Genomic DNA, 23883 nt, shown 5'->3' on the forward strand with positions numbered 1-23883 from the left:
CAGCAAATATAAAAACCATAACCATTTCGGCATAATAGTGAGCTTTTATTCATCGTAGTGATATTTTCTATCGAATTCATCGTACATTGGGCGATACAACATAAACTCAGCAACACTGAGCGATGCTTTAACTCTATCTTGATAAGTGCGTAAGCAGTAACAACTTTCTTTTTCACACAATTCTAATGCGATTTAATGAGCAAACTGAAGAGCATCATCATTATCTGTGTAGTAGGCTAGGAATTTAATGTAGCTGCGAACGAGTTCTTTTTCTTCAGGCGAAATAGTGCCGCCTGTAGGTTCCCTGCATTCATACCCTAGATTGAGGAGTGCAAAGTACTTGCGATGGAATCGTGGGTTACGAGCTTTCTTGAAATCAGACGAAAGTACATCATCACACTTGATTTTGGGATGCAAAAAATCCGTTGCCGCCGGATTAGCCGGTACAAGAGTGTCGTTAAACATTTTGATAACGCTATGCTGTGCCATACTTTTTTCTCTCAGTAGACACAGCAAATGTTAGGATTGGGTGTTCAGGCCAATAAGTAAATTATATAACCAGTTAATGTCATCAAACCTTATTTTTTAAGTTGCCTATACGGCAGTAAACAAGTCGGCAAAACGGAACTGAGTACCGTCGATTTTCTAAGCTGCCTATGCGGCAGTAAACTTATACAGCAGAACGGAGAACCGTCAGATAATTTTCTAAGCTGCCTATGCGGCAGTAAACTTCCTGAGCATCGTTGTTATGTAGAGCCGTTCTTTCTAAGCTGCCTATGCGGCAGTAAACCAACATTACAAGCATCTATTCTTCAGTATTGTTTTCTAAGCTGCCTATGCGGCAGTAAACTATAACTTATCATGAAAAAAACCATATTCAACAATAAATTACACCTGATTTATGAGAAATACCTTTTATACTTCAACACTATTTAACTTTTTGATTTTTAACCAATATATTCTAAGTGAGAAAATAAAGGGTAAAAAAGAGGAAAACAGCACATCTTGTATCCCCACCTAAAATTAATAGCGATATTTTAAATTTGAACTATTTGTAATGCTTTGTTACATCAACGTTAACTAAGCCATGCTACTTGTGCCTGTCCCGCTGCTCAGCTTTACCATCCTGACGTAATCATTTCATTAGTATTGCCTTTTAATCGTCTTTTGGCGCTACGCACAGATCAACAATGTCTGCAATACAATGCGATATAGCCTCCTCTCGTTCATCTTCATTCACAGAATTCCAATCAGACTCAGTAGTGCCAAGATTGGTACTTCAGTAAATACTGGAGCAATCTAAGTGGCTGTATAGACCATTTCGTTGTCGCTCACTGTTAGTTCTCCTATTTCAATATTTGCGTTAAATGTTCACTTATAGTATTTTCCGTACCTCAAATTTATTAAGGGAAATAAATAATGGAGTTGCTAAACGGAATTATTAGAGGCAAATATTCAATTCATTTCTTAGCCATTTCTTGGTATTTGATCACCACTTTTATTAGCTTTGTTTTTGAAAAATTTCCCAGTACAAATCCATCATACAGAATAGAGACTGTGCTTTATCTCACTGCAACATCTAGAACCCTACAGACTTTAGTTTCAGCTTTAATTTTAATAGGACTATTTCGACGACTAACAAATGATTTAACCAAGCTTGGCATTCTTTACTTCCTTACTATAACGGTGATGTTTTCTATTAATATTGCGACTCTTTATGACCTTGTTGGATATATCAATTCCGGTGACTGTGAAGTCTCATATTGGTGCATGAGAACTTACTTCAGTAAGTAACAAATGCGACTCTTTCTCTGGCATCACCTTACGTCAATAATTCAGCCTCTCTCTAATACTGCCAGTGCCATCTCAATATACGCTAGCATGCGTTCACTGTTTATTTTTTGATTTTTCAGTTGCCGAATTGGCTGACTCACCAATAAATTACGCTGCTCCAGCTCTTGATACTTTTCTGGCCACAAAGCACGATTGTGCGGTAACCCATCAAGCAAATATTTACCTGACATAGCTACCTCGTCGTTTTTTGTGGTTTTAACTTGGGTTGATAAGGTGTTTTCATTCTCGCCCTTGCTGCTACATGAAGGCAGTCGATATGACATTGTGAATAGTCACAACCATCATCAGGAAAAGTAGGCCTGTTATCATTCACGCGTAATTCGTGTGTGATAAGATCTTTGATTATCATGGTCTGCCTCTAATTTATTGATCAATGGCTTGGTCGAGCCTTGTTAACTGCTTAAAATGCGTTTGTGTTTTGTGTTCCTTTTTGAGAGTAAATTCGGTTATTTTTTCGCCCTTTAAAGGCTAATAGTTCTGCATCTCGTTGGTTTATATTTTTGATATACGAGTTAACCAATTGAGCATAAGCGGTACCGGTTTTACCATCACGGCTTAATCGTAAAATTATCTCCATCAATTTCACCTAAAATTACCACTATTAATGTAAACATTAATAACGGTTATACTATAGCTGCCAGATAAGCCTGACTTCATTTTTCAAATACTAAAATAAATGTACTAACTCACTTTTATTTCTAAAAATAATTAACCTCAATAAATAATCAACTAAATAGGCAATGAGTGTTACAAGAAAAACGAATTGAATTATATAAGAGGTTATAAAAGTATCCGAAAAAATAACGCTAAGCTTCATAGAACTATTTATTACATTATCACTAGAAAGCCAAACAACAATGTTAATCCAATATGGAATTAAAAAATAAACAGTTAATCGATATCTTTTACTGATCATTAATGACTTTTTTGATAAAAACACAATAAAAAAACAAAGCAGCACCAAGTATATAAATAAAGAGTAAGAGATTAATTTTATAGAGGGCATTATTAAACTTGAGTTAACCGAAACAGGATAGAATCGAAAAAAATACTCATGAACTAATTCAAGATAAAAAAACAAAACACTAAAGAACAGTGAAGCATAAGATATAGCTAATTTTAATTTAGCGTCATTCATAACTTTTAAATATTCCTGTAATTTATAAAACACTATTTTACAGTGTAGGTCATAAAACCTCTTGTACTTGGAAAATACAATTCAAGTAATTTATGCCTTAACGTCCATGGGTCTTCACGCATCAGCGAATTCGCTTCAAGTGAGCTAAAGATACCACCACTTTGCTTCAAAATAGTAAACACAGTATCTGAACACATAGCCCATCCAGCCATACCATGATCATAAAGAAGCGCTTCTTCGCCTTCCCCTACAACTAAACCTGTGTGGCCTATTCCCCAGTTATAATTTATCATCACAAATATTTTTACTGGATCTTCAATTAAAGAATCTGCGTAGACATTAGGTGAGATAATGAACCTACCCGCATTCGTAGCTCACGCTATATCACCAACGAAACCAAAGAAAATTATAATTAGTGCCAAAATATCAATTGTAGCACCACTTTTGTAAGTCATGAGTCCGTGGCGTGATGCATTATTAAACCACTATTGGTTAATACACTAATATTAAAGAGTAAATTATAGTAAAATCAATAAGGTTAGTGAGTTAAATATAATTCACTAACCTATAAATATCCTCATAATATATCCAAACACTATCCTAATCGTTGTTTTAAACGATCCTGTACACTTTTTGACACAGCCAACCATTCCATAGCTTCCGCTTCAGTGATTTCAGCATCTAAAACATGAACAATTTCATTTCTAAGTTTAAACATTTTTAGTATTAATTTAGCTAGGTTAGGGTCAATAATATGTGACTGTTCTAAATCTTTAATAATCATTGATACGGATCTCTTACTTTGCCCAGCACAGCCACTCCTAAGAATATCCTCTATAGCTTTCCATGACTGCAAAAACGCCCACGCTGGAGCAACTTTAATCATCTGTAGATCATTGTTATTATAAGTGGAACGTGGATAAAAAACGGTTATTCCCAATTCGATAGCATTATTTGTGACGTCCTTAATAGCCTCAGATAAATCAACTTCAAAATCACGGAATTTTGCTTTTCTAATTTTATTAAGTAATTTAAAAATATCTTTCCTAAGATAGATTATCGAGCCAACAACAACAGCAGGCCATGCTAAGTGGTCTATAAGCTCCACAAATAACTTTAAATACTCAACCATTTTATCCTCTAAAAGCTAGTTATAAAACTATATAACCGAATACTGGTACTAGATACCCAGTTACCCGTGTCGCCACCCTGCCGCCATTCCGCTGCCACTTTTGATTTTCAGCGACAAATTCCAGATGCAAAAAAGCCACCTATTAGGTGGCTTTTTCTTTCCCTAACCCGTTGTTATTCAACGCGGTTTTTATTTGGTGCCCAGGGCGGGACTTGAACCCGCACAGCCTAAAGGCCGAGGGATTTTAAATCCCTTGTGTCTACCGATTTCACCACCTGGGCTAAATTTTGGAGGCGCGTCCCGGAGTCGAACCGAGCTACACGGATTTGCAATCCGGTGCATAACCGCTTTGCTAACGCGCCTTCTTCTTAATCTCTTACTGAGATTGGAGCGGGAAACGAGACTCGAACTCGCGACCCCGACCTTGGCAAGGTCGTGCTCTACCAACTGAGCTATTCCCGCCTAAAGCTTTCGCTTTTCAAACTGGCTGATTTACTTATTTTTTTTCGTAAACCGTGTTGCCGTTCGATGCGTTGCATTCTACTGATTTCACATTTTGAGTCAACACAATTATTTAAAAAAATCACTTAAAACCGTTCGTTCGCTGTTTTTTCAATCATTTCGATCAAGCTTCGCTCAAATCTGCCCATGCAGCCTTCAAATATTGATACATTGACCAGAACGTTAAAATAGCGGCAACATACAATAATGCGATAGCCAGATTCTCAATAAGTAAATTTGGACGCCATAACAACCCAACTAAAGACATCATTTGAGCAGTTGTTTTAAATTTACCTATCCAAGACACAGCGACACTACTTCTTTTACCAATTTCAGCCATCCATTCTCTTAATGATGAAATAATGATTTCACGTGCAATCATTGTGGCGGCAGGTAAGGTAACATACCAAACATCAAAACTTTCAGTGACAAGAACTAATGCCGTCGCCACCATCACCTTATCAGCAACAGGGTCTAGGAAGGCACCAAACTTAGTTGTTTGCTTCCATAACCTCGCTAAATAACCATCAAACCAATCTGTTACTGCGGCAATAACAAAAATTAATGCACAAACAAATGGGCCCCAGCTTACAGGTAAATAAAAAGCTAGCACAAAAAACGGTATCAAGATGACACGAAACAGGGTCAACCACGTAGGAATATTTAATTTCATCATGCTCAGTAACTTTTTGACCAAATTGGATTTAATAAGTATGGTGCCCTAAGACACCTACTGTTTCAATGCATTATAAATCTTTTCTGCCAACGCGTATGAGATCGAGGGCACTTTTGCTATCTCTTCTATGCTCGCATTTTTCAGTGGCTGTAAGCCTCCCATATATTTTAGTAGCATTTGACGACGTTTTGGTCCAACACCTTCAATTGACTCTAACGCGCTGGTATTCTTTACCTTTGCTCTACGCTGGCGATGTCCTGTTATCGCATGATTATGTGACTCATCACGAATATGTTGAATCACATGTAATGCAGGTGAATCAGGCGGTAAAGCTACGCCCTCGCCCTCAGGCTTAAAAAATAGCGTTTCAAGGCCCGCTTTGCGATCGCTCCCTTTTGCAACGCCAATAAGTTGAGGTCTATTTTTATCCCAATCAACATCCAGTGAATCAAAGACATCTTTCGCTTGCCCTAATTGCCCTTTTCCACCATCGATAAAAATAATATCGGGTATTTTACTTTCATCCAGATGCTTACCATAGCGACGGGTTAAAACTTGATGCATGGCTGCATAGTCATCACCGGGAGTAATTCCTGTGATGTTATAGCGTCGATATTCTGATTTAATGGGGCCATTCTTATCAAACACAACACACGATGCGACCGTTTGCTCTCCCATCGTATGGGAAATATCAAAACATTCCATACGTGCTATGGCATCCATACCCACAATTTTTGCTAAAGATGCCATTCTTTGATGAATGGTTGATTGCTGAGCACGCTTAGTTTGTAGTGCAGTAAGCGCATTCGTTCGAGCTAATTTTAAATAGCGCGCCCTCGCCCCTCGAGGTTGGGTTTGGATCTGCACTTTTCGACCTGCAATATGTGATAAAGAGTCCGCTAGCAATTCTTTTTCTGGTAATGAAAAATCTAAGAGGATTTCACCGGGTAATGTTCTATTTTCACTGCCTTGCAAATAAAACTGCCCTAAGAAAGTTTGTACTACTTCTTCAAGTAAAGTGTCTGCTGGAACTTTTGGATAATAGCTACGGCTTCCCAATACTTTACCTTGTCGAATAAATAACACATGAATACAGGCAAGCCCTGATTCGAATGCAACACCGATAACATCAAGGTCTTCACCATCACCAGAAACAAATTGTTGTTCCGTGACTGCGCGTACGGCCTGAATTTGATCGCGAAAACGTGCAGCATCTTCAAAACGCAGCTCCTGACTTGCCTTTTCCATCCGTTCTATCAATCCTGTTAAGACCTGTTGGTCTTTGCCTGTTAGGAATAAACGTACGTAATTGACTTGCTGATCATATTCTTCATCGCTGACTAACCCTTTAACACAAGGCCCTAAGCAGCGACCTATCTGATACTGTAAACAAGGCCTTGAACGGTTTTTGTAAACACTATCTTCGCATTGACGAATTGGAAACAATTTTTGCATCAGCGCTAATGTTTCGCGAACCGCGTAGGAATTAGGGAACGGACCAAAGTATTCCCCCTTCGCGTGTTTTGCTCCACGGTGCATAGAGAGTCGCGGATGTGTTTCTTTACTTAAAAAGATATAAGGATAAGATTTGTCATCCCGCAACAAAACATTGTAGCGTGGCTGATAAAGCTTGATATAGTTATGTTCAAGTAACAAGGCCTCGGTTTCTGTGTGTGTGATCGTCACATCAATAGAGGCAATGTTTTTTACTAGCTGCTCAGTTTTTCGGCTACTGACTGTCGTTCGGAAGTAACTGGAAAGCCGTTTTTTTAAATCTTTAGCTTTTCCAACATAAATGACTGTTCCCCCAGCATCATACATTCGATATACGCCAGGTTGATTGGTGACTGTTTTTAAGAAAGCTTTTGGTTCGAACTGTTCTGACACCCTAATAAACCCTGTTTGGCTACGATTAACCCATAGCTGATAGCAATATGAGTTAATTCTACATCACTACGGATATTAAGTTTACCAAACATTCGATATCGATAGGTATTTACCGTTTTAGGGCTCAAATTAAGAAGCTGTGCAATCTGTTTGGTCGAAATCCCCTGAGTGATGAAGAGCATGATTTCAAGTTCACGAGTGGATAATAACTCATAGATATCCGTCTGATCGTTTTGATGAATGCGTTTCAATGCGATGGCTTGTGCAATATCGGGGGAAATAATTTTACTGCGCGCATTGACTATCTGTATGGCTTCTAAAAATTCATTAATTTCAATTTTTGCACTCAACACACCTTGGATCCCAAGCTCAAGAGCCTTTAATAAAAAAGCATAGTGATTGTGTATATTATAAATGATAATTCCGACATCAGGTTGAGTCCGTCTTAAGGTTTGCAAGTTTTTTAATGATTCAAATTGGCAATTATCGCTATTAATTAAGATAATATTGGCTTTTTGTTTTCTATTCCACGAAATGGCTTGCTCGATAAAGGGAAATGACGCGACAACATGACAGCGTTTATGACGATTAAAAATAGCTTCCAGCCCGCGAATTAAAATATTATTATCGTCAATAATTATAATATTAATCATTTATTTCTCTATATGTTATTGCACGTTAATATCCATCTCCATAAATAGCAATTTTATAAGATAAAATACAGTTTTTTTATTTCATCATTAGCCGATGGATTTAATATTCCGCAGTTTAATAAAAATTAAAAATGGATTTTTAAAAACCATACTGAATACAAATAAAATAACCATGCATAAACATGGTTATTTGATAATGAGAGAAACGACTTGTCATAAACTATTTTTGGCCGACTAAGCGGCAAATGCTCTCTGAAACCAAATAGCTTTTCTCGAAAGAACTTAATGGTAAGAACTCAAAACGAGAATGGAAATTCAACGCACCCGTGAAGTAGTTAGGCGTTAAAATCCCTCTTGCTGACAGAGCTGAACCATCAGTGCCTCCACGCATAGGAATAACATTTGGCTCGACGCCTTGAATTTTTAGCGCGTCAAAAATTAAATCAATAGCAGTACGGTCACTACCTAGTGAATCACTAATGTTGCTGTACACATCTTCTATTTTGAATTCAATTTTTGCTTTTGGATGACGTACTCTTATCAACTCAACCACTTCACCGATATAACGCTTACGAGCTTCATAGCTATTACGGTCAAAATCGCGGATAGCCATTTTAATTTTTGCATTATCCGGATTGGCTACTAAGTCAGTCACATAAAAATAGCCTTCGCGCTGTTCTGTATGCTCAGGCGTATCAAAACGGTCAAAACAACCAATAAAGTCATGCGCCACACGAATTGGATTTAACAACACATTTTTTGCAGACATTGGATGTGCGGTTATTCCTTTAATCGAAACATCAATAGAAGCCGCATTAAAGGTTTCATAAACCACCTCGCCCAATGCACAGCAATCAATAGTGTAAGCGAAATCGACTTTAAAGCGTGACAAGTCCATGATTTTTGAGCCGCGCAACCCAATCTCTTCGTCAGGAACGAAAGCAACGTAGATATCGCCACATGCAAAATCAGCATATTGCAGTTTATCCATTAACTCCATAACAACAGTGACCGCCGCTTTATTATCTGCACCGAGTACACTCGTGCCATCACTGAAAATAATCTCTTCCCCTACATAAGGTGCCGCTTCTGGGTGCTCTGCTGTTTTAAACCAAATATCTTCTTGTGCATTCAAACACAGATCTTTACCTTCATATTTTAAGGTTTGAGGCTTAATGACGGGTGATAATCCAACATCTACGGTATCTAAATGGGTCACAAAACCAATTTTCGGTGCTGAAGGATTATTACCAGGGCGAACCGCGTACAAAATAGCATGATCATCGATATAAATATCTTTTAAACCATAGCTTTCTAGCTCTTTTGCCAGCAATTTTGCTAAGTCACGTTGCCCTTCCGTGCTTGGAACAACCGTTGCTGCTGCATCACTTTGGCTTTCTATTGCTAGATAGCGAAAGAAACGTTGTTCAAGCTGTTTACCTAATTCATTCATTTTTTTGTTCCTTTTACTCAATCCGCCAACTTATTTATGGCGTTGGTTGCCATGTGTAACCACTATCAAAACCAATTGGAATATCAAATGCCCAGAACAGATACAACGTCGCGGTTAATGTTACCAACAAGCCGACCGTGAACGGTATCATCATCGAGCAAAGTGTTCCAATACCAGCATTTTTGTAATATTTTTGGCAATACATCAAAATCAACGGATAGAATGGGAACATCGGTGTACTGACGTTCATCGCTGAATCACTCACGCGGAAAGCCGCTTGTGTTAGTTCCGGAGAGATCCCAACCGCCATCAACATGGGTACCAAAACAGGCGCCATAATCGCCCATTTGGAAGTTGCTGATGTGATCATAATATTCAATATTGCAGTCAATAAAATGACACCGAATACCGTCAATTCTGAAGGCATATCTAAGGTACGCAATAATTCAGCACCCGATAGCGCCAATAATGTGCCGAGGTTTGAATGCTGAAATGAATATAGAAACTGCGCCGCGAAGAAAGCAAATACAATAAATGGAATTAATGACTTAGTAATATTTTCCATCGCTTTCACAACATCTTTAGTCGATGTGAAAGATTGAGTCATATAACCATATACAATGCCCGGCAATGCAAAGAAAATAAACAGCAATGGCACAACAATTTGCATTATTGGGGCTTTCGGGCTAGTCAAACTACCGTCAGGACCTCGTAATAATGAATTCTCTGGCCATAATAAAGCAAATAAACCAGCAGCCAGTGCAAGCACAACAAGGCCTGATACACGAAATGCTTTATTTTCTAACGGCGTAATTTTGCCTAAATTTTGCTCTGCGTCAGTATCAACTTGGCTTGTTGTAATTGGGCAGTTTTTATTTAGCCAAGGTTCGACAATTTTTTCAGTAATGAACCAACACGTAAAAATAACACCAAACGTACCACCAAGGCTGAAGAAATAGTTACATAAGACATTAACGCTATAGCCTGGAGCCATCATTTGCGCTGCATCTTGTGTAAAGCTCTGCATAATTGGATCAATGATTGAAGGTGTATAACTTGCTGTAAACCCACCCGCTAAGCCTGCAAAGGCGGCAGCTATACCTGCTAATGGATGACGACCACTTGCGTAGAACATCATCGCTGCGACCGGCATTAAAATAACATAAGCGGAGTCAGACGCGATGTGAGAAACGATACCCACAAAAACCACTGTTGGTGTCAGCATTTTTGGCGTAATAAACGAGAGCATTTTTTTCAAGGCTGTATTGATAAAGCCACTACTCTCAGCGATCCCTATCCCCAAAGTTGCAACGATTGTTATTCCAAGAGGTGGGAAGTTAATGAAGTTTTTCACTGCCGACGTAACGAATAATATGATTTCCTCATAGTTAAACATATTTACGACAGATATTTTTTCTTTTGACACTGGATGGTAGTAATTAAAATCTACAAATGAGAGTAAATAAGATAAAAACCAACAGATTATCAAGGCATAAATAAATAGCATTGTAACGTCAGGCATAACGTTACCAATACGCTCAACGCGATTTAAGAAGCCCTTTTTTTTAGGGAGTGTATTTGTTGTCATATTCGCAAGTACTTAAGTTATTAGAGTAATAAACTTTTACACACTAAATAACCCTTTATAAAAAGTAAAATACTTTCTTTCGAATATTTAACAGGATAAACCAGTTGCCCACACTTGCATTAAGATAATTTATCATTGCAAATTACTTAATGTTTTCCACTAAAATAGAACAGGCTTTTGGTAAGGGGAAATGTTTTAGTTAAGATATTAATGGCTATATTTTAACTAAAGAAATATAAGAAAAAGGAATGTGTAACATTCCTTTTTATAAACAAAAATTATTTTAAATATTCTACTCTCGTTTGAGTTTTTCGGTATTGGCGATATAAAGAGCAATCACTAAAACTAAAATCGCGCCAGCATGAAGTAACGTCGTCATGGGGTCACTGTGATCGACAATAATCAAGCGTATCACGGCAGTAATACCGATATAGATAAAATACCTTAATGGGAAGTGGTAACCAGATAAAAAATATTTAGTTATCAAAGCAATAAACTCAAAATAAAGGAAATAGATGACAATTCCTTCTAATAATTCATAAGCTGTTGCTTCCTTCTGCCCACTAAACATTAAAGATGCCATGGTGTATGTTTCTTTAGCCAAAAAGAAAACAAGTACGATCGCTAATGCTATCAATCCAATATTCAGCACCCATTGCAATACCCATGCGATATTGCTGGCATGTCGCATATTTCTCATACTATTCATTAGTTAAATTTCCTAAACTAGGCGTCATATTACTATAGGGCATTCATCTATCTTTTTTATATCAAATAAACAGCGTTAAATGAATATCTATAACAAGTGATAAGTCTTTTTATTTATTGTAATCGATATTTATGACATTAACAGGATAGAAGGAAAACAAAACCGATAATATTTTGAATAGCTCGCAGCAACGCTCTCTACATAGTCTATTTATTCATCAACTTTATCATATTTTGCTCTGTCAGCATTGGTATTATTTCAATAAAGTGATAGTAGTTAGGTTTGCTATCAACAAATATCTGCATAGCAAGATTAGCGTGGCGACTTTCTGCAAATAAAGCGGCGGAAACATAATAAGAAGAAGGTGAATGAAAGTGATAAAATAAATGTGTACCACATCGCTGACAAAATGCACGTTCCCCCACAGCGATGAGGCAAAACGCGTTACGCTATTTTCCCCCTTCAATAATCACATCCTCTTTGCAATCAAGAGTAAAACTAGGGCCGCCATTCCAACGTTGACAGCTATTGCAATGGCAGACACTGATTTTATCGATAGGTTGAGACGCGACTATTTTTACCGCCCCACAAAGGCATTGCCCCTGATACAGGGTCGTTCCTTTTTATTATTAACGTTGTTGTATCACTATAGAATCGGCTAATGAAAAAAGCGATTTTTTTTATGATGAATACGGAATTGTCGATCACTAAGACGACGGTCTGTATTCATTTCCTCTAGCTCTGCGCGATTGACTTCTACTCGTTCACGTAGTGATTCAATATCACCTGAATCTTGCATTTTATCCTGTTTCAATGAATATACTATTTTCACTTTTTCGTAATCATGCAAATTCACAGTATCCGTTGCTTGTGCAACGATAGAAGCACTAGTTAATAATGCAATAGCGATAAATAGCTTTGAAAAAAAACCTCTTTTCATTGGTCACCCTCCTGTTTCCAAGTATTTGTTTTAGCGCATTACCGCATCAAAATATACTGTCTGAAGGTAATCATTTGGAAAAAATTGTAAATTTTTTGGTGTGGTAGATTTTTTTATTTAAGAATAGGCTGGCCAAATAATAATAAAGTGGATGAAGCCGTTTAACTCACCCACTTTATTGATTCAGGAACACAATTAATGCATTGTGCTATTTTTTAGTCGATTTAGTGTTAATTTCTCTTAAGAGATACCAACAGAAATACAGTAAGGCAATAATCCCAATCCCTAACAGTAACCAGATAACAAGGATCATCCAATCAAAATTATTACCCTCTGAGCCATTGATGGTTAACTGCTCTTCACCACCTAACTCAATAACTTCTTTTGCGAGTGATAATTCAGGATAATTATGCATGAGCTGCTCAACCGTTAATGATTGCCCAATAAGCTCTTGGTAATTTAGCCCATCCATACTAGCGAGGTGACTCCCCCAAACTAATAAATAAGGCGACGCACCTTGTACATTAAAAACTAAATTAACCGCATCTCGTTTTCCTTCTATATAAGGGGGCTTATCATCCCAGCTCCCTTTCAATGCCGTAATCCTCAGTTTTTTAATCATTAAGTCATTTAACGCTATCTCTGGGTTACGAGTTTGTTCTCCATTATTCACTTGATGGTAAGCAACCATATTTGTCAACGGTAGCCAATTTTCGCCTGAATTAGAGGCATATTCAATTTGTAATGGAATTACGCGATTTGTTTGTTGTAACTGAATGACAATTGAGCTCAATGGCTGAGGTGAAGGTAAACGGTAGATTAATTGATTTAAAGAGACACCTTCATTCTGAGTAATAAAACGACAAATTTCTTGCTGTCTTGTTGCATGGAATGTTTTACCAATTCCCTGTACTGTCTTGAGTTCAGGTAGGGTTGTATCTTTAGTCGTAACAATAATCACCATTAGATAAGGCGCACTTAGCGCTGAATCATTCCCCTTTAATAATTCAATTGTATTATTTTGAATAACACCGACATCCGAGCTGAGATTCATCACTGGCTGATAAGCTGAAATATTTACCCAATGTTGTTTGTCATCACTAGCATAAATAAATGCTTTGCCTTGCCAATCTTGATCACTCTTTCCCCACTCTAAATTTAATGTTTGAGCAGGGAAAAGAGCTTGTTGATCCTGTTGGCGAGTTAAAAGATAAGCTTGATACCGTGTATCTTTCGACTGTTGTATAGAGGGTAATTCTAGGCGAGTCAGTTTATTCGGTATGGTTTCCACCAAAAGATACTGTTTATCGTCCTCTGTTTCTTCTTTTAAGTTTAATTGTTCTTCACGCGTCATTAAAGGCTGTAAAGAGAAACGAATTAGTGATGTTTGACTGCTTTCTTCTGAATGGTAAAAGAGCGCAGAAGGCACTTCCTGACCCGTACCGTTAAATACCCTGACATCTTGTAACGTTTTAGGGTAAGCAGAATTAACATAGGCTTCAACGGGAAGTTCAACCCAAGCAAATGGAATGTTATGACTGGACTCTTTTAACTCAACCCCCTGATAAAAATCATAAGGTGTTAATATTTTTTTATTTTCGGCATAAATTGTCCCCGAGAATAAGAGAAAAAAAGCTAGCATCACAAATACCAGCCAACTCCTTGGATTTTTATTTAGTTTCATCATCAGCCTCATTAAGTCCTTTCTCTTGAGCCATTTTTGGTGGTAGTGGAGAAAAATAACCAACAACTAAAATAAGTATTGCGACAACAATAAAGCTTATAGCGCGGAATAAACCGTCCTGCCCATAGATATCAACCAAGAATAATTTCACGACTACACAGGCAAAAATTCCCGCGCCAAACAGCCAACTGAGACGGTTTTGTTTGAGGCTGGCAAAAATCATAAAAGCTAAAGCAGCTAATGACCAACTAATAGAAAGAATAGTTTGCACCAAGCGAGAATCAAAGAGTGCTTGAGCATTCCAGTTAATCTCGGCAAAATCAGATATTGCTCGAAGCATAATGCCATTAAACCATAATATGCTCAGAACAATAGCAGCAAGACTTAATCCCCTAATAACCCAGAGATCGAACACCCTTATTTTTTTCAATTTTTGTACTAAACCACGACGCATCAATAGTAATGATGCGATGCTAAATAACCCAGCTTCATCTAATGGATTAATCAGAGGAACATAATTCCAGAATGTCAGTTTGCCATCCTCTAAATTAGCGACAAATGACAACACAATAAGCACAAGAATAACTGGCAAGAAGCTATACCAATAAATAATACCATTTCGCTTCATTGGTGGCATTTTTTGGCTTTGTAGCCAATACAACACTAGCGTCGTTAAGGTTATCGTCATGACATAAATAAAATAACCTAACTCATTCATCCCCCAAGGGAGGATCGCAACAAACCAATTCACTTGTGCCGCAATAAACGCGATGATTAGCCAAAATGTTGCGCCATGGAGAATACGTTGCATCCAAATATAATGCGCTTTTTGGGCATGCATGGCGAATAACACCGAACTACCCAACATGACGGGCCAAATAAGAGACCCCTCTCCTCTACCCATAGGGTTTTCATCTTGAATAAAATCTACGGCAAGATAGTAATACCCCACCAGCCAAATAAAGGACTGACACAATAATAGTGCAATCCAATCAGCTTTAATGGCTAATATTCGCCAGAGCCAGGCAGAAATAATCACTAATGCCATAATGATGAAGCTTTCAGATTCCCCACTCCAAGACAAAATATCCGTTATGGCTGGGAGCCAAAAATACCAAACGGCTAATCCTAGAAGTAATAACCCATGGCTCACAATATTGAAGTTGGTTGAGGTTTCACGTCGAACATGGAACATAGCCCCTGCACTAAAACAGGCTGCTAACAAAACAGGAACCATATAAACACTGGAACGGCTCCAAGTATATAGTGAGAAACCACCTAATAGCGTTATCGCACTCACTAAAATAAGCAATACTCCAACTGTAGCCAATTTTTTATTTTGTACCGAAAACCCATAATACAGCAGCAATAGCCCTTCAATAGACCAAATAATAGATGTCCATTCGAATGAAAGCGCCAAGGGTATCGCTAACGTGACAAAACTTGCCCCAATAATCATATTTCCCAATGCAAGTTCTTTTCCGGTGGCTGCATATTTTTTATGGATCCGGAAACCGGCCAATAAATAAAATGCGCCTAGCAACAATGCAACAAATGCAGGAACAACATTGATTTGCCAAGAAATAGCATACTGTATCGCAAGGCTGATAAAAGGAGGTACAAATAATAACGTATTATCAACAACTAATTGCTTATCATGTGGGTAACGTAAAGCAAATAGTTGCGTTAACACATTAAAGACAATCAAATTTGCAATAAGAAAAATTTGGCTAGAGACATAATAGTCAGTTTGACAGTATTCCCAACCCCATAGAACCGCGACAAAATAAGTCATAAACATACCGACTAGATTAAGCGGGCGCCAAGCTTGCCAGACACTAATAATTAAGATAGCGACAGATAGCATCAAATAATAGGAGAAGAGAAATATATGATTACCACCACCAGTAGACAGCAGGATAGGTGCTAAATATCCGCCGAGCGAGGCTAAAATCGCTAAGCTGATCGCTCGTTGCGATAAGGCAAGCACAATACTGGCGGCACAAATTATCAGCATTGCCACAAATGCCATGCCGTATGGCAGTAGCGAATACATTTTAAATGCTGCAATAACGGTTATATAAAAACACCCTACGGCACCACCTTGTAATATTAATGCAAATAACGTCTTTTTATGCCGTAAATACCAACCGATACCAAGCAGTAACAAACAACCAATCGAACTGACTATTAAACGTAATTGTGGAGATAATACGTTATTTTGTACGCCAAATTTCAATAAATATGCGATACCAAAAAATAATAATAAAATACCGATTTTAGCAAGCGGATTACCTTTCCAAACCCAGCTAAAAAAGTGACTAAATAAAGACCAATTACTGTCATTTTGTAATTGCGTTTTATTATTTGCACGACGCTCAAAGCGATTAACATCCACGGAGGTTTGCGATTCCTGTGCTGACATTATTACGCCAGTTTGCGAATGCGGCTCCAATGATGCATTTGTGGTTGAATGACCAGTTAAACTGTGTGGATAATGAGGGGGTTCTTGAAATAAAATTGGCGGCGTTTGTTTTTTTTCTGACGAGGCCATTTCCGCTGTATGGACTAGCTCCGATTGGCTATTTTCCAAGCTCCCAGCATCAGGCTTTAACGCTTGTTCTAATGAAATAACGCGTTGATTTAACTCTGATAGCTGAGATCTCATTCGACTTACGCGATGCATCGCAATAATGGCAAGTATAGGTGAAACTACCATTAAAAGAATAACTACGAACCCTACTAGTATCAAAATATCCACAAATAGGCTTCCCTCATCATTAAATTAGCCAAAAAAAGAGCATCTAAATATTGGACTAGTGTAGATAGCATTCTACCTATTGCCAACTAGCTGTAATAAATTATTACAAATTAAAGCCAAGGCTGAACAATACCTCAAAATACTAGTCAAAAAAAGAGTTATTATGAACAGTAGGTCACTATCCGTAGTCGAGTCAAGACTGTTCTAAAATAGCGTTATTTTATTGTAAAAATGACCCTCATTTTATGTTTACTTATTATTAAGAACCTCTTTTTTTGTCATTAACGACCTTATTTAATAGATAATGATTATTTTTCCATATTTTCTAATTTATTTGTGATATTTATATATTTGCGTTATTAAAAATTAGCGCTAATTAATAATACAGTGAACACTACCACTAAAAGAGGTACTGCCCGTACACTTGAAATCAGCACAAATAAGATTATCTAAATAAGATAATTTTTTAAGTGGTGAATTTTCGTGCGTCATAATTTGTCTATTCGGGTAATATTTTATTTCATCTCATGAGGACATTATGTTATTACAAGTAATAATGGCCGCACTTGGACCAATCATTCTCGGTTTAGCGGTCGGTTGGCTATCAGGAAAATACGGCTTTATAAAACGTGAATATTCCCAAGCATTTGCTGACTTTGTTGTTAAAATTGCACTACCTTTTGCCCTATTCCTTGCCGCAGCACAAGCCCCACCTTCTGTGCTGCTCAATATTGACTATCTATTAGCATTAGCTGTTGGCTTGATCGTTTCTTATATAATCGGTTTCTTAGTCGGTAAAGTTTTTTTCCGACATAATAAAAAAGACTCAGCGATGCAAGCGCTATCCGTTTCTTTCCCTGATATGGCCTATTGTGGGCCACCGGTGCTTTTAGCAACAGTAGGCTCATCTGGTCTTATTGCGATGGTGCTAGGAAATTTAATTTATACCATTATTATCATTCCTTTTACCCTGTTGCTGATTAGTGGCAAGCAACAAAACAACGGTATTTTAAAATCAATTGGTAAAGCCGTCGCACAACCGTTAGTGTTCCTACCTATTCTAGGTGCCTTATTCGCTATTTTTGGCGTTAAGTTACCTGAAATACTGCAAAACTCAGTAAACGAATTAGGTAAAACAGCGGGAGGGGTCGCATTATTCTTCCTAGGCTTACTACTGTCTGGAATTAAGCTAAAAATTAGCGTCGAGATCGTTTTCAACGTCTTTGTGAAGAACTTTGTGCAAGCTGCCTTAATACTGGGAACCGGTATTGCTCTTGGCTTACAAGGCGATATGTTAAAATCTGCCTTTATTATTGGGGTATTGCCGACAGCGACAGCCGTTCCAGCATTAGCCATCAGTAATAAGGCTTATACTGAGACTGCGGCAGGAACCGTATTACTCAGTACGCTCGCCGCTTTAATTTCGATTATTGGCGGTATTGCGATCGTTGAAGCGCTATAACACACGGGCAGGCTACTAATTAGCCTGCTTTTCTTTTATTTCTCCAGCCGCTTTCCTCACCAACGATTTGCCAGATAGATCACAAAAAAAGTATTATATGTCTAGATATGATGTTTTACTATTCAGGGAATAAATAATGCAAATTAGCGATGAACTAGCTTATGCAATCGCTTCCGTTACAGAAGTTGCAGCTTTAGCAGCTCACGATTGGGTGGGTAAACAAGATAAACATGCGGCAGATAAAGCCGCCGTCGAAGCAATGCGTAATCGCCTTAACGCCATTGATTTTCACGGGCAAGTGGTGATTGGTGAAGGTGAAATTGATGAAGCGCCTATGCTGTATATTGGGGAACAGGTTGGAAACCCTTCTGCAAAACAGAAGTTAGATATCGCTGTTGACCCTATCGATGGTACGCGCATGGTTGCCTGTAATGAACATAATGCGATTGCGGTACTAGCCGCAGCCCCAACAGGCGCTCTTTTACAAGCACCAGATATGTACATGGAAAAATTGGTTGTCGGCAAAGAGGCTAAAGGTGCGGTCCATCTTGCCAATCCATTAGAAAAAAACCTTGAGAATTTGTCATCTGCACTCAATAAACCCATTGCTGATCTATCAATTGCTATTTTAGATAAGCCTCGCCACCAGCATATTATGCAAACACTACGTCATTTTGGCGTGAATGTTGTTACCATCCCCGATGGCGATGTTTTAGCTTCACTATTAGCTATATTGCCAGAGCAACCTATCGATATGATGTATGGCACGGGTGGTGCCCCCGAAGGGATTATTAGTGCTGCTATTGCACGTGCGCTAGGTGGAGACATGCAAGCCCGCTTAGTTACCCGAACTTTAGCGAAAGGCGATAGCCCAGAAAATAGATTATTAGCCGAACAAGAAGCGTTACGTTGCCAGCAAATGGGTGTCGCTATCGGCGAGATACTGACGTTAGAGACGATGGTCAGTACCGATGATGTTATGTTTGCCGCCACCGCCATTACTCCTACCGTATTAATGTCAGGGATCGCTTATAACGCGAATGGCCGTACTTCAAGTACACTATTAATTAATGGTAATAATCGTTCATTAAAAATAATTAACAACCGTCACTTCAACTGACGGCCTCCCCTAAAACTGGTATTTTGGTTAAGTACCAGTTTCTTCACACGCATTTATTGCGTAAAGATAACTATACGATAGACATAATTGGCAATAATTTACGCCTTCACATTTCATCATTAATCTTCTAGTTTTATATAAGGACTCTCTTTAATCAATCTATAATGTCATCTAATAATGGAGTATTTATGAAATTGAAACCTTTTATTGCCGCTATCATTGCGCTGTCTAGTGTTGCGGCGTTCACAGTCCAAGCTAATACAAATTCAACAGCCTCTGTTGGTTTATCAGCTTCTGTCGAAAAGAAACTCAATGCGTATGAAGATATCATGGTAGATAAAGTGTGGGTGACAACAGAAGCACTTGATCAAGACAAAAAACGTGTTGACCCTGCCAATGAGCAAGTGGCTAACTTCTTCGGACTTGCGGAATACTACCCAGATGGTACTTTTAAGATGACCACTTTAGAGGGTAAGCCGAAAATGCAAGGTGACTGGTCATTCAGTGAAGATGGAAAAAGCCGTTCCCTTACCGCCAAAAATGATAAGGGTGAAGTATTATTTACTCGCGTTGTCGAAAACGTGACGGTGACCCCAGAGGAATACACTTACCGCATCTATCCATCACAAGACGATACCTCAAAATATGTTGATATCGTCCATAAAGTGAAAAAATAATTTTTCATAAATAACAAAAGGGCCTGTTTCGGCCCTTTTGTTTAATCATCGAGCAATAAAATTCGTTTAATCACGCTCTAATGTCATACGATTTAACATTGGTGCGGTGACGACCATCAAAATCGCAATCACACCTGTAACAACACCTATTTTCAAGAACACATCACTGTACACCGCCAGAGAATCAACAGAACTCGTGAGTTCCCCTTTTGGCACTGCTGCCATAGAAGCAACATAACCAGCAATAAATGCCGCTGCGGAGTTTGTTAAGAACCATGACCCCATGATAAAGCCCATTAAACGTTGTGGAACTAATTGTGCCACCATCGCCAGACCTAAACCAGAAATCATCAATTCACCGATACTTTGGAAGCCGTAGCAGATGATCAACCAATTGACTGACACAATACCCGCTTCGTTAGCGAATTTTGCACCCAATGGCAACACAAGGAACGCCGCAGAGCAAAGCAGCATACCAATAGCAAATTTATGCGGCATCGGTAGATGGTCGCCCATCTTATTATAAATAGCCGCAAGGATCGGACTACCAATCATAATCCACAGTGGGTTTAAAGCTTGATACTGTGCAGGCTCAACGCTGAAACCTAAAACTTCATGTTCAACGTTATGTAACGCAAAGAAGTTAAGAGATGTTGGCATCTGACTATACAAAACAAAGAACACAATCGCTTCTAACATCAGGATCAGCGCAACGATCATACGGCGACGTGCTATTCCCTCTAACGCGACCGTTTCTTTAATAAAGATAACAATGATACCTAATGAAATAATCCCTAGCGCTGCACGAGCAATATCCATGTTGTGCAGTAGCCAAGTTGAAATCGCAATCAGTGCAACAATACCAACGAGCGTGGCTAAGAGCTTTGAAATGACCATGGGTACAAAGTCAGGCTTAGAGCCATGAGCCGCGACCCATTTTTTGCACATAAAGAAGTTAATCAAGGTGATAACAAGACCAACAACACTGAGTGAGAATGCAATATCCCAACCATAATGTTTGGCTAACCACGGTGTTGCTAACATAGAGAAGAAGGAACCAATGTTAACAGACATATAGTACATCGTGAATGCACCATCCAAACGTGGATCGTCTTTAGCATAACAGGTTGATAATAATGATGATGGGTTAGCTTTAAACAAGCCGTTACCTACGGCGATGGTTGCCAAACCGACATATACCATGGAGACATCATGGTCAGAATAGGCCACTAAAGCATAACCGGCGATTAAAACCAGCGTACCAAGCACAATAACACGTTTAGTACCTAGGATTTTATCACCTAACCAGCCTCCTATCGCCACAAAGCCATATACTAAAGCAGCAAAAGCAGAAAACAGCGTAATTGACTCTGTTTCTGACATTCCCAGCACTTGGCTAAGATAAATAGGAAGGATCCCCTGAAGACCGTAATAACCGAAACGCTCCCAGAGTTCGATGGAGAATATAAGATAGAACGAGCGAGGTTGCTTAAACGCGTTAAGACTGATTTCCTCTTTGTTGTTAGTTGTGGACACTAGTTACCTCTATGACAACCTGTACGTAAGCAAAAAGCAAAATGGGGTACTGTCTGTACCCTCAGCATTGTTATTGTCTCAAGAATTAAAGTTGAAAAATCCAAACTTTGCGGGCTAATGACGTCAAAATCCCTGACCTTAGGCTCCATAGATTTAACCTTCAAAATTAACATCTCTGTGTGTAAAACGATGTTTATGAATCACAAACATAAAATTCAATGAGTTAAAGCAGATTTGATTATTTATTCAACATTTATAGGGATAAACACCGCTAGGAATGCGAAAATCAATTAAGCAATATACGCTATTTATGCACCAAAAATAAAGATTTAGCTAGCACTAATTACCCTATCAATAGTTTTATATCGTGATTAAGCTCACTTATACAGCCAGTTTCCCCCACCCACAACGAACATTAATTAATCAATTGTATATCATATGTTAAGCATATTGTTCTGATTTAAAGCGCATAGCGACAAAATTTATATCTCCTTGGTGCTAATGTGTAAATCAACTACACATTCTTATTTTTAATTCCATAAAACAGCCGTTGAATAGCGCTATTCGTCAAAACGTGTCGTTATCTCACACACAATAATTTGATTAAAAATAAATCAACATAGAATATGAATAACAATGCAGACAACTAAGATGAAAAGGATAACGGGGGTTGTTGAGAGGAAATTTAGATAAAAAAAAGCCCAGCAAATCGGCTGGGCATAATGCATTCTACTTAAGGATCTTCGTTGCTACGAGTGAAACTCTCACTACTTAGATGCATTATTGCATTACTTCATGTAAAGAAATGAATATTGAGGGTAAATATATGAATGTTTACGCAAGCAAACAGATATACTTACTAATAAGACCTCTTACCCTTAATAAAGGTTCATAATTTTTTCTTATTTCCTTGAAAAAATTCTCTGTTGACATCGCCAAGCACGCTGTTCACGAAAAACGTCCTAGTTATATTCATTATTGCTTAAGTGAAAACAGCAAGTTAACCTACTCGTAGAAAAAACGATAAAAGGGTCTCCCGTGAAAAATTTTTTGCTATCGCTGTTTATTATTTTCAATGCCTTCGCGCTGCACAGTTACGCTGAGCCAGCGCCTCAAGATAAACAAAAACTGTACGAAAATGCACAAAATGGGCAGGCCGAGGCACAATTCAACCTTGCTATGCTATATCAATCCGAAAACCAACTTGCCGATGCGGCTAAATGGTATCGTTTATCCGCAGAGCAAGGATTTACAAAGGCACAAATTAATCTCGCCCTTATGTATCAACAAGGTAAAGGGGTAGATAAGAATGAAGAGCAAATGCTGTTATGGATGAAAAAAGCCGCCACCGCCGGTGATCCTCTCGGTCAGTTAAATATGGCCGAATATTCTTTAACGGGGATACATAATTTACTGCCACAAAACAAACAGCACGCTGAAGAGTGGTTAGTTAAAGCCGCAGCACAACATTTCCAACCGGCTGAATTGATGCTGGCTTATTGGTATGAAAAAGGTATTGCAGTCACTGAAGATCCGCAAAAGGCCCAGCAAATCTATCTATCGTTGGCGAAACAAGATCAACCTCAAGCACTTTATCTATTAGGTTATCAGGCCGCGACTGGCATGTATGATAAAGTTAACTATCAACAAGCTTATCACTATTTTTCACGTTCAGCGCAGCTTGGTTTCTCTCCTGCACAAAATAGTTTAGGTATGCTGTATCTGCATGGACAAGGCGTCAAACAGGACATTAAATCTGCTATAAAATGGTTAACTTTGGCTTCTGAACAAGGTGAAATTTCGGCGCAATTTAACCTCGCTTTGATCTATGCTCGAGGCGATGGTGTAACTGCTGATCAAGCAAAAGCTTGCCACTGGTTTATTCGTGCGGCACAACATGGCAGTGCTGACGCGCAGTATGCCACTGGTGCCTGTTACCAATATGGCATGGGCGTCAATCAGGATGATAAAAAAGCACTGTATTGGTACAAACTCGCCGCCGCACACGGCAATGAAAGAGCAGAGAAAAAAGTGTTGATACTTGAAAATAATTTAAAAAAATAGTGTTAGTTGTCTGCATAAAAATCACGTTATGCAGACGCTAATGATAAG

19 protein-coding genes, 3 tRNA genes, 2 pseudogenes and 1 CRISPR repeat array are annotated in these 23883 nt (G+C 38.4%); of the genes and pseudogenes, 5 read left to right on the forward strand and 19 right to left on the reverse strand.

Annotated elements, in window-relative coordinates:
- Positions 1-45: 45 nt before the first annotated feature.
- From O7C57_RS21670 to O7C57_RS12820, 5 genes and pseudogenes are all read right to left on the reverse strand, one after another.
- The gene (locus O7C57_RS21670; RefSeq protein WP_154624764.1) at positions 46-180 is read right to left on the reverse strand and encodes a DUF1133 family protein; all 135 of its coding nucleotides are present in this window, start codon (positions 178-180) and stop codon (positions 46-48) included.
- 18 nt (positions 181-198) lie between these two features.
- Positions 199-489: pseudogene (locus O7C57_RS12805) on the reverse strand (DUF1367 family protein); the annotation flags it as partial.
- A gap of 93 nt (positions 490-582) precedes the next feature.
- Positions 583-850: a CRISPR direct-repeat array (repeat unit 28 nt; unit sequence TTTCTAAGCTGCCTATGCGGCAGTAAAC).
- 985 nt (positions 851-1835) lie between these two features.
- A complete protein-coding gene (locus tag O7C57_RS12810; protein ID WP_230085920.1) occupies positions 1836-2024 on the reverse strand; it encodes a hypothetical protein in 189 nt (62 codons plus the stop codon).
- Positions 2025-2254: 230 nt separating this feature from the next.
- Positions 2255-2431, reverse strand: coding sequence for a hypothetical protein (locus O7C57_RS12815; RefSeq protein WP_195848194.1), 177 nt, complete (start codon positions 2429-2431; stop codon positions 2255-2257).
- Between the two features lie 593 nt (positions 2432-3024).
- Complete coding sequence (locus O7C57_RS12820; RefSeq protein ID WP_154624645.1) at positions 3025-3288, reverse strand: hypothetical protein; 264 nt, start codon at positions 3286-3288, stop codon at positions 3025-3027.
- 69 nt (positions 3289-3357) lie between these two features.
- Here O7C57_RS12820 and O7C57_RS21400 point away from each other — a divergent pair.
- Positions 3358-3459, forward strand: a pseudogene (locus tag O7C57_RS21400) (ogr/Delta-like zinc finger family protein); the annotation flags it as partial.
- 128 nt (positions 3460-3587) lie between these two features.
- On the opposite strand, the gene O7C57_RS12825 reads toward O7C57_RS21400, so the two are convergent.
- The 13 genes from O7C57_RS12825 to O7C57_RS12890 form a co-directional block, all read right to left on the reverse strand.
- Positions 3588-4124, reverse strand: a complete 537-nt coding sequence (locus tag O7C57_RS12825; protein ID WP_154635775.1) for a hypothetical protein — start codon at positions 4122-4124, stop codon at positions 3588-3590.
- A 194-nt stretch (positions 4125-4318) separates the two neighbouring features.
- Positions 4319-4405, reverse strand: a tRNA-Leu gene (locus O7C57_RS12830).
- Positions 4406-4412: 7 nt separating this feature from the next.
- Positions 4413-4486, reverse strand: a tRNA-Cys gene (locus O7C57_RS12835).
- A 24-nt stretch (positions 4487-4510) separates the two neighbouring features.
- A tRNA-Gly gene (locus O7C57_RS12840) sits at positions 4511-4586 on the reverse strand.
- A gap of 163 nt (positions 4587-4749) precedes the next feature.
- Complete coding sequence (gene pgsA / locus O7C57_RS12845) at positions 4750-5298, reverse strand: CDP-diacylglycerol--glycerol-3-phosphate 3-phosphatidyltransferase (RefSeq protein WP_154624726.1); 549 nt, start codon at positions 5296-5298, stop codon at positions 4750-4752.
- 57 nt (positions 5299-5355) lie between these two features.
- The gene (gene uvrC, locus O7C57_RS12850) at positions 5356-7188 is read right to left on the reverse strand and encodes an excinuclease ABC subunit UvrC (protein WP_269723208.1); all 1833 of its coding nucleotides are present in this window, start codon (positions 7186-7188) and stop codon (positions 5356-5358) included.
- On the reverse strand, positions 7155-7841 hold the full coding sequence (locus O7C57_RS12855; RefSeq protein ID WP_154624725.1) for a LuxR C-terminal-related transcriptional regulator: 687 nt from the start codon (positions 7839-7841) through the stop codon (positions 7155-7157). The genes uvrC and O7C57_RS12855 overlap by 34 nt, the downstream gene beginning before the upstream one ends.
- Positions 7842-8061: 220 nt before the next feature.
- The gene (pepT, locus tag O7C57_RS12860; RefSeq protein WP_269723209.1) at positions 8062-9294 is read right to left on the reverse strand and encodes a peptidase T; all 1233 of its coding nucleotides are present in this window, start codon (positions 9292-9294) and stop codon (positions 8062-8064) included.
- 34 nt (positions 9295-9328) lie between these two features.
- Complete coding sequence (locus O7C57_RS12865) at positions 9329-10882, reverse strand: AbgT family transporter (protein WP_154624723.1); 1554 nt, start codon at positions 10880-10882, stop codon at positions 9329-9331.
- Positions 10883-11174: 292 nt separating this feature from the next.
- Positions 11175-11591 carry a phosphate-starvation-inducible protein PsiE gene (psiE, locus tag O7C57_RS12870; RefSeq protein ID WP_154624556.1) on the reverse strand — a complete coding sequence of 139 codons (417 nt, stop codon included), beginning with the start codon at positions 11589-11591 and terminating at the stop codon, positions 11175-11177.
- Between the two features lie 658 nt (positions 11592-12249).
- Entirely contained in the window at positions 12250-12531 is a 282-nt protein-coding gene (locus tag O7C57_RS12880; protein WP_154624558.1) for a hypothetical protein, read from the reverse strand.
- A 208-nt stretch (positions 12532-12739) separates the two neighbouring features.
- The gene (locus O7C57_RS12885; RefSeq protein ID WP_269723210.1) at positions 12740-14218 is read right to left on the reverse strand and encodes a DUF3999 family protein; all 1479 of its coding nucleotides are present in this window, start codon (positions 14216-14218) and stop codon (positions 12740-12742) included.
- The gene (locus tag O7C57_RS12890) at positions 14202-16934 is read right to left on the reverse strand and encodes a DUF2339 domain-containing protein (RefSeq protein WP_269723211.1); all 2733 of its coding nucleotides are present in this window, start codon (positions 16932-16934) and stop codon (positions 14202-14204) included. The genes O7C57_RS12885 and O7C57_RS12890 overlap by 17 nt, the downstream gene beginning before the upstream one ends.
- Positions 16935-17514: 580 nt before the next feature.
- On the opposite strand from O7C57_RS12890, the gene O7C57_RS12895 reads away from it, so the two are divergent.
- From O7C57_RS12895 to O7C57_RS12905, 3 genes are all read left to right on the forward strand, one after another.
- Positions 17515-18438, forward strand: coding sequence for an AEC family transporter (locus O7C57_RS12895; protein WP_154621835.1), 924 nt, complete (start codon positions 17515-17517; stop codon positions 18436-18438).
- Positions 18439-18574: 136 nt separating this feature from the next.
- Positions 18575-19558 carry a class II fructose-bisphosphatase gene (gene glpX / locus O7C57_RS12900; protein ID WP_154621836.1) on the forward strand — a complete coding sequence of 328 codons (984 nt, stop codon included), beginning with the start codon at positions 18575-18577 and terminating at the stop codon, positions 19556-19558.
- A gap of 188 nt (positions 19559-19746) precedes the next feature.
- Complete coding sequence (locus tag O7C57_RS12905; RefSeq protein WP_154621837.1) at positions 19747-20235, forward strand: DUF4822 domain-containing protein; 489 nt, start codon at positions 19747-19749, stop codon at positions 20233-20235.
- 66 nt (positions 20236-20301) lie between these two features.
- Here the strand turns inward: O7C57_RS12905 and dtpA are convergent, their stop codons facing one another.
- Entirely contained in the window at positions 20302-21771 is a 1470-nt protein-coding gene (dtpA, locus tag O7C57_RS12910; RefSeq protein ID WP_196712984.1) for a dipeptide/tripeptide permease DtpA, read from the reverse strand.
- A 1038-nt stretch (positions 21772-22809) separates the two neighbouring features.
- Here dtpA and O7C57_RS12915 point away from each other — a divergent pair.
- Complete coding sequence (locus O7C57_RS12915) at positions 22810-23835, forward strand: SEL1-like repeat protein (protein ID WP_196712983.1); 1026 nt, start codon at positions 22810-22812, stop codon at positions 23833-23835.
- Positions 23836-23883: the final 48 nt, after the last annotated feature.

Origin of the sequence: Providencia sp. 21OH12SH02B-Prov (assembly GCF_027362595.1) — a bacterium.
Lineage (GTDB): Bacteria > Pseudomonadota > Gammaproteobacteria > Enterobacterales > Enterobacteriaceae > Providencia > Providencia zhejiangensis.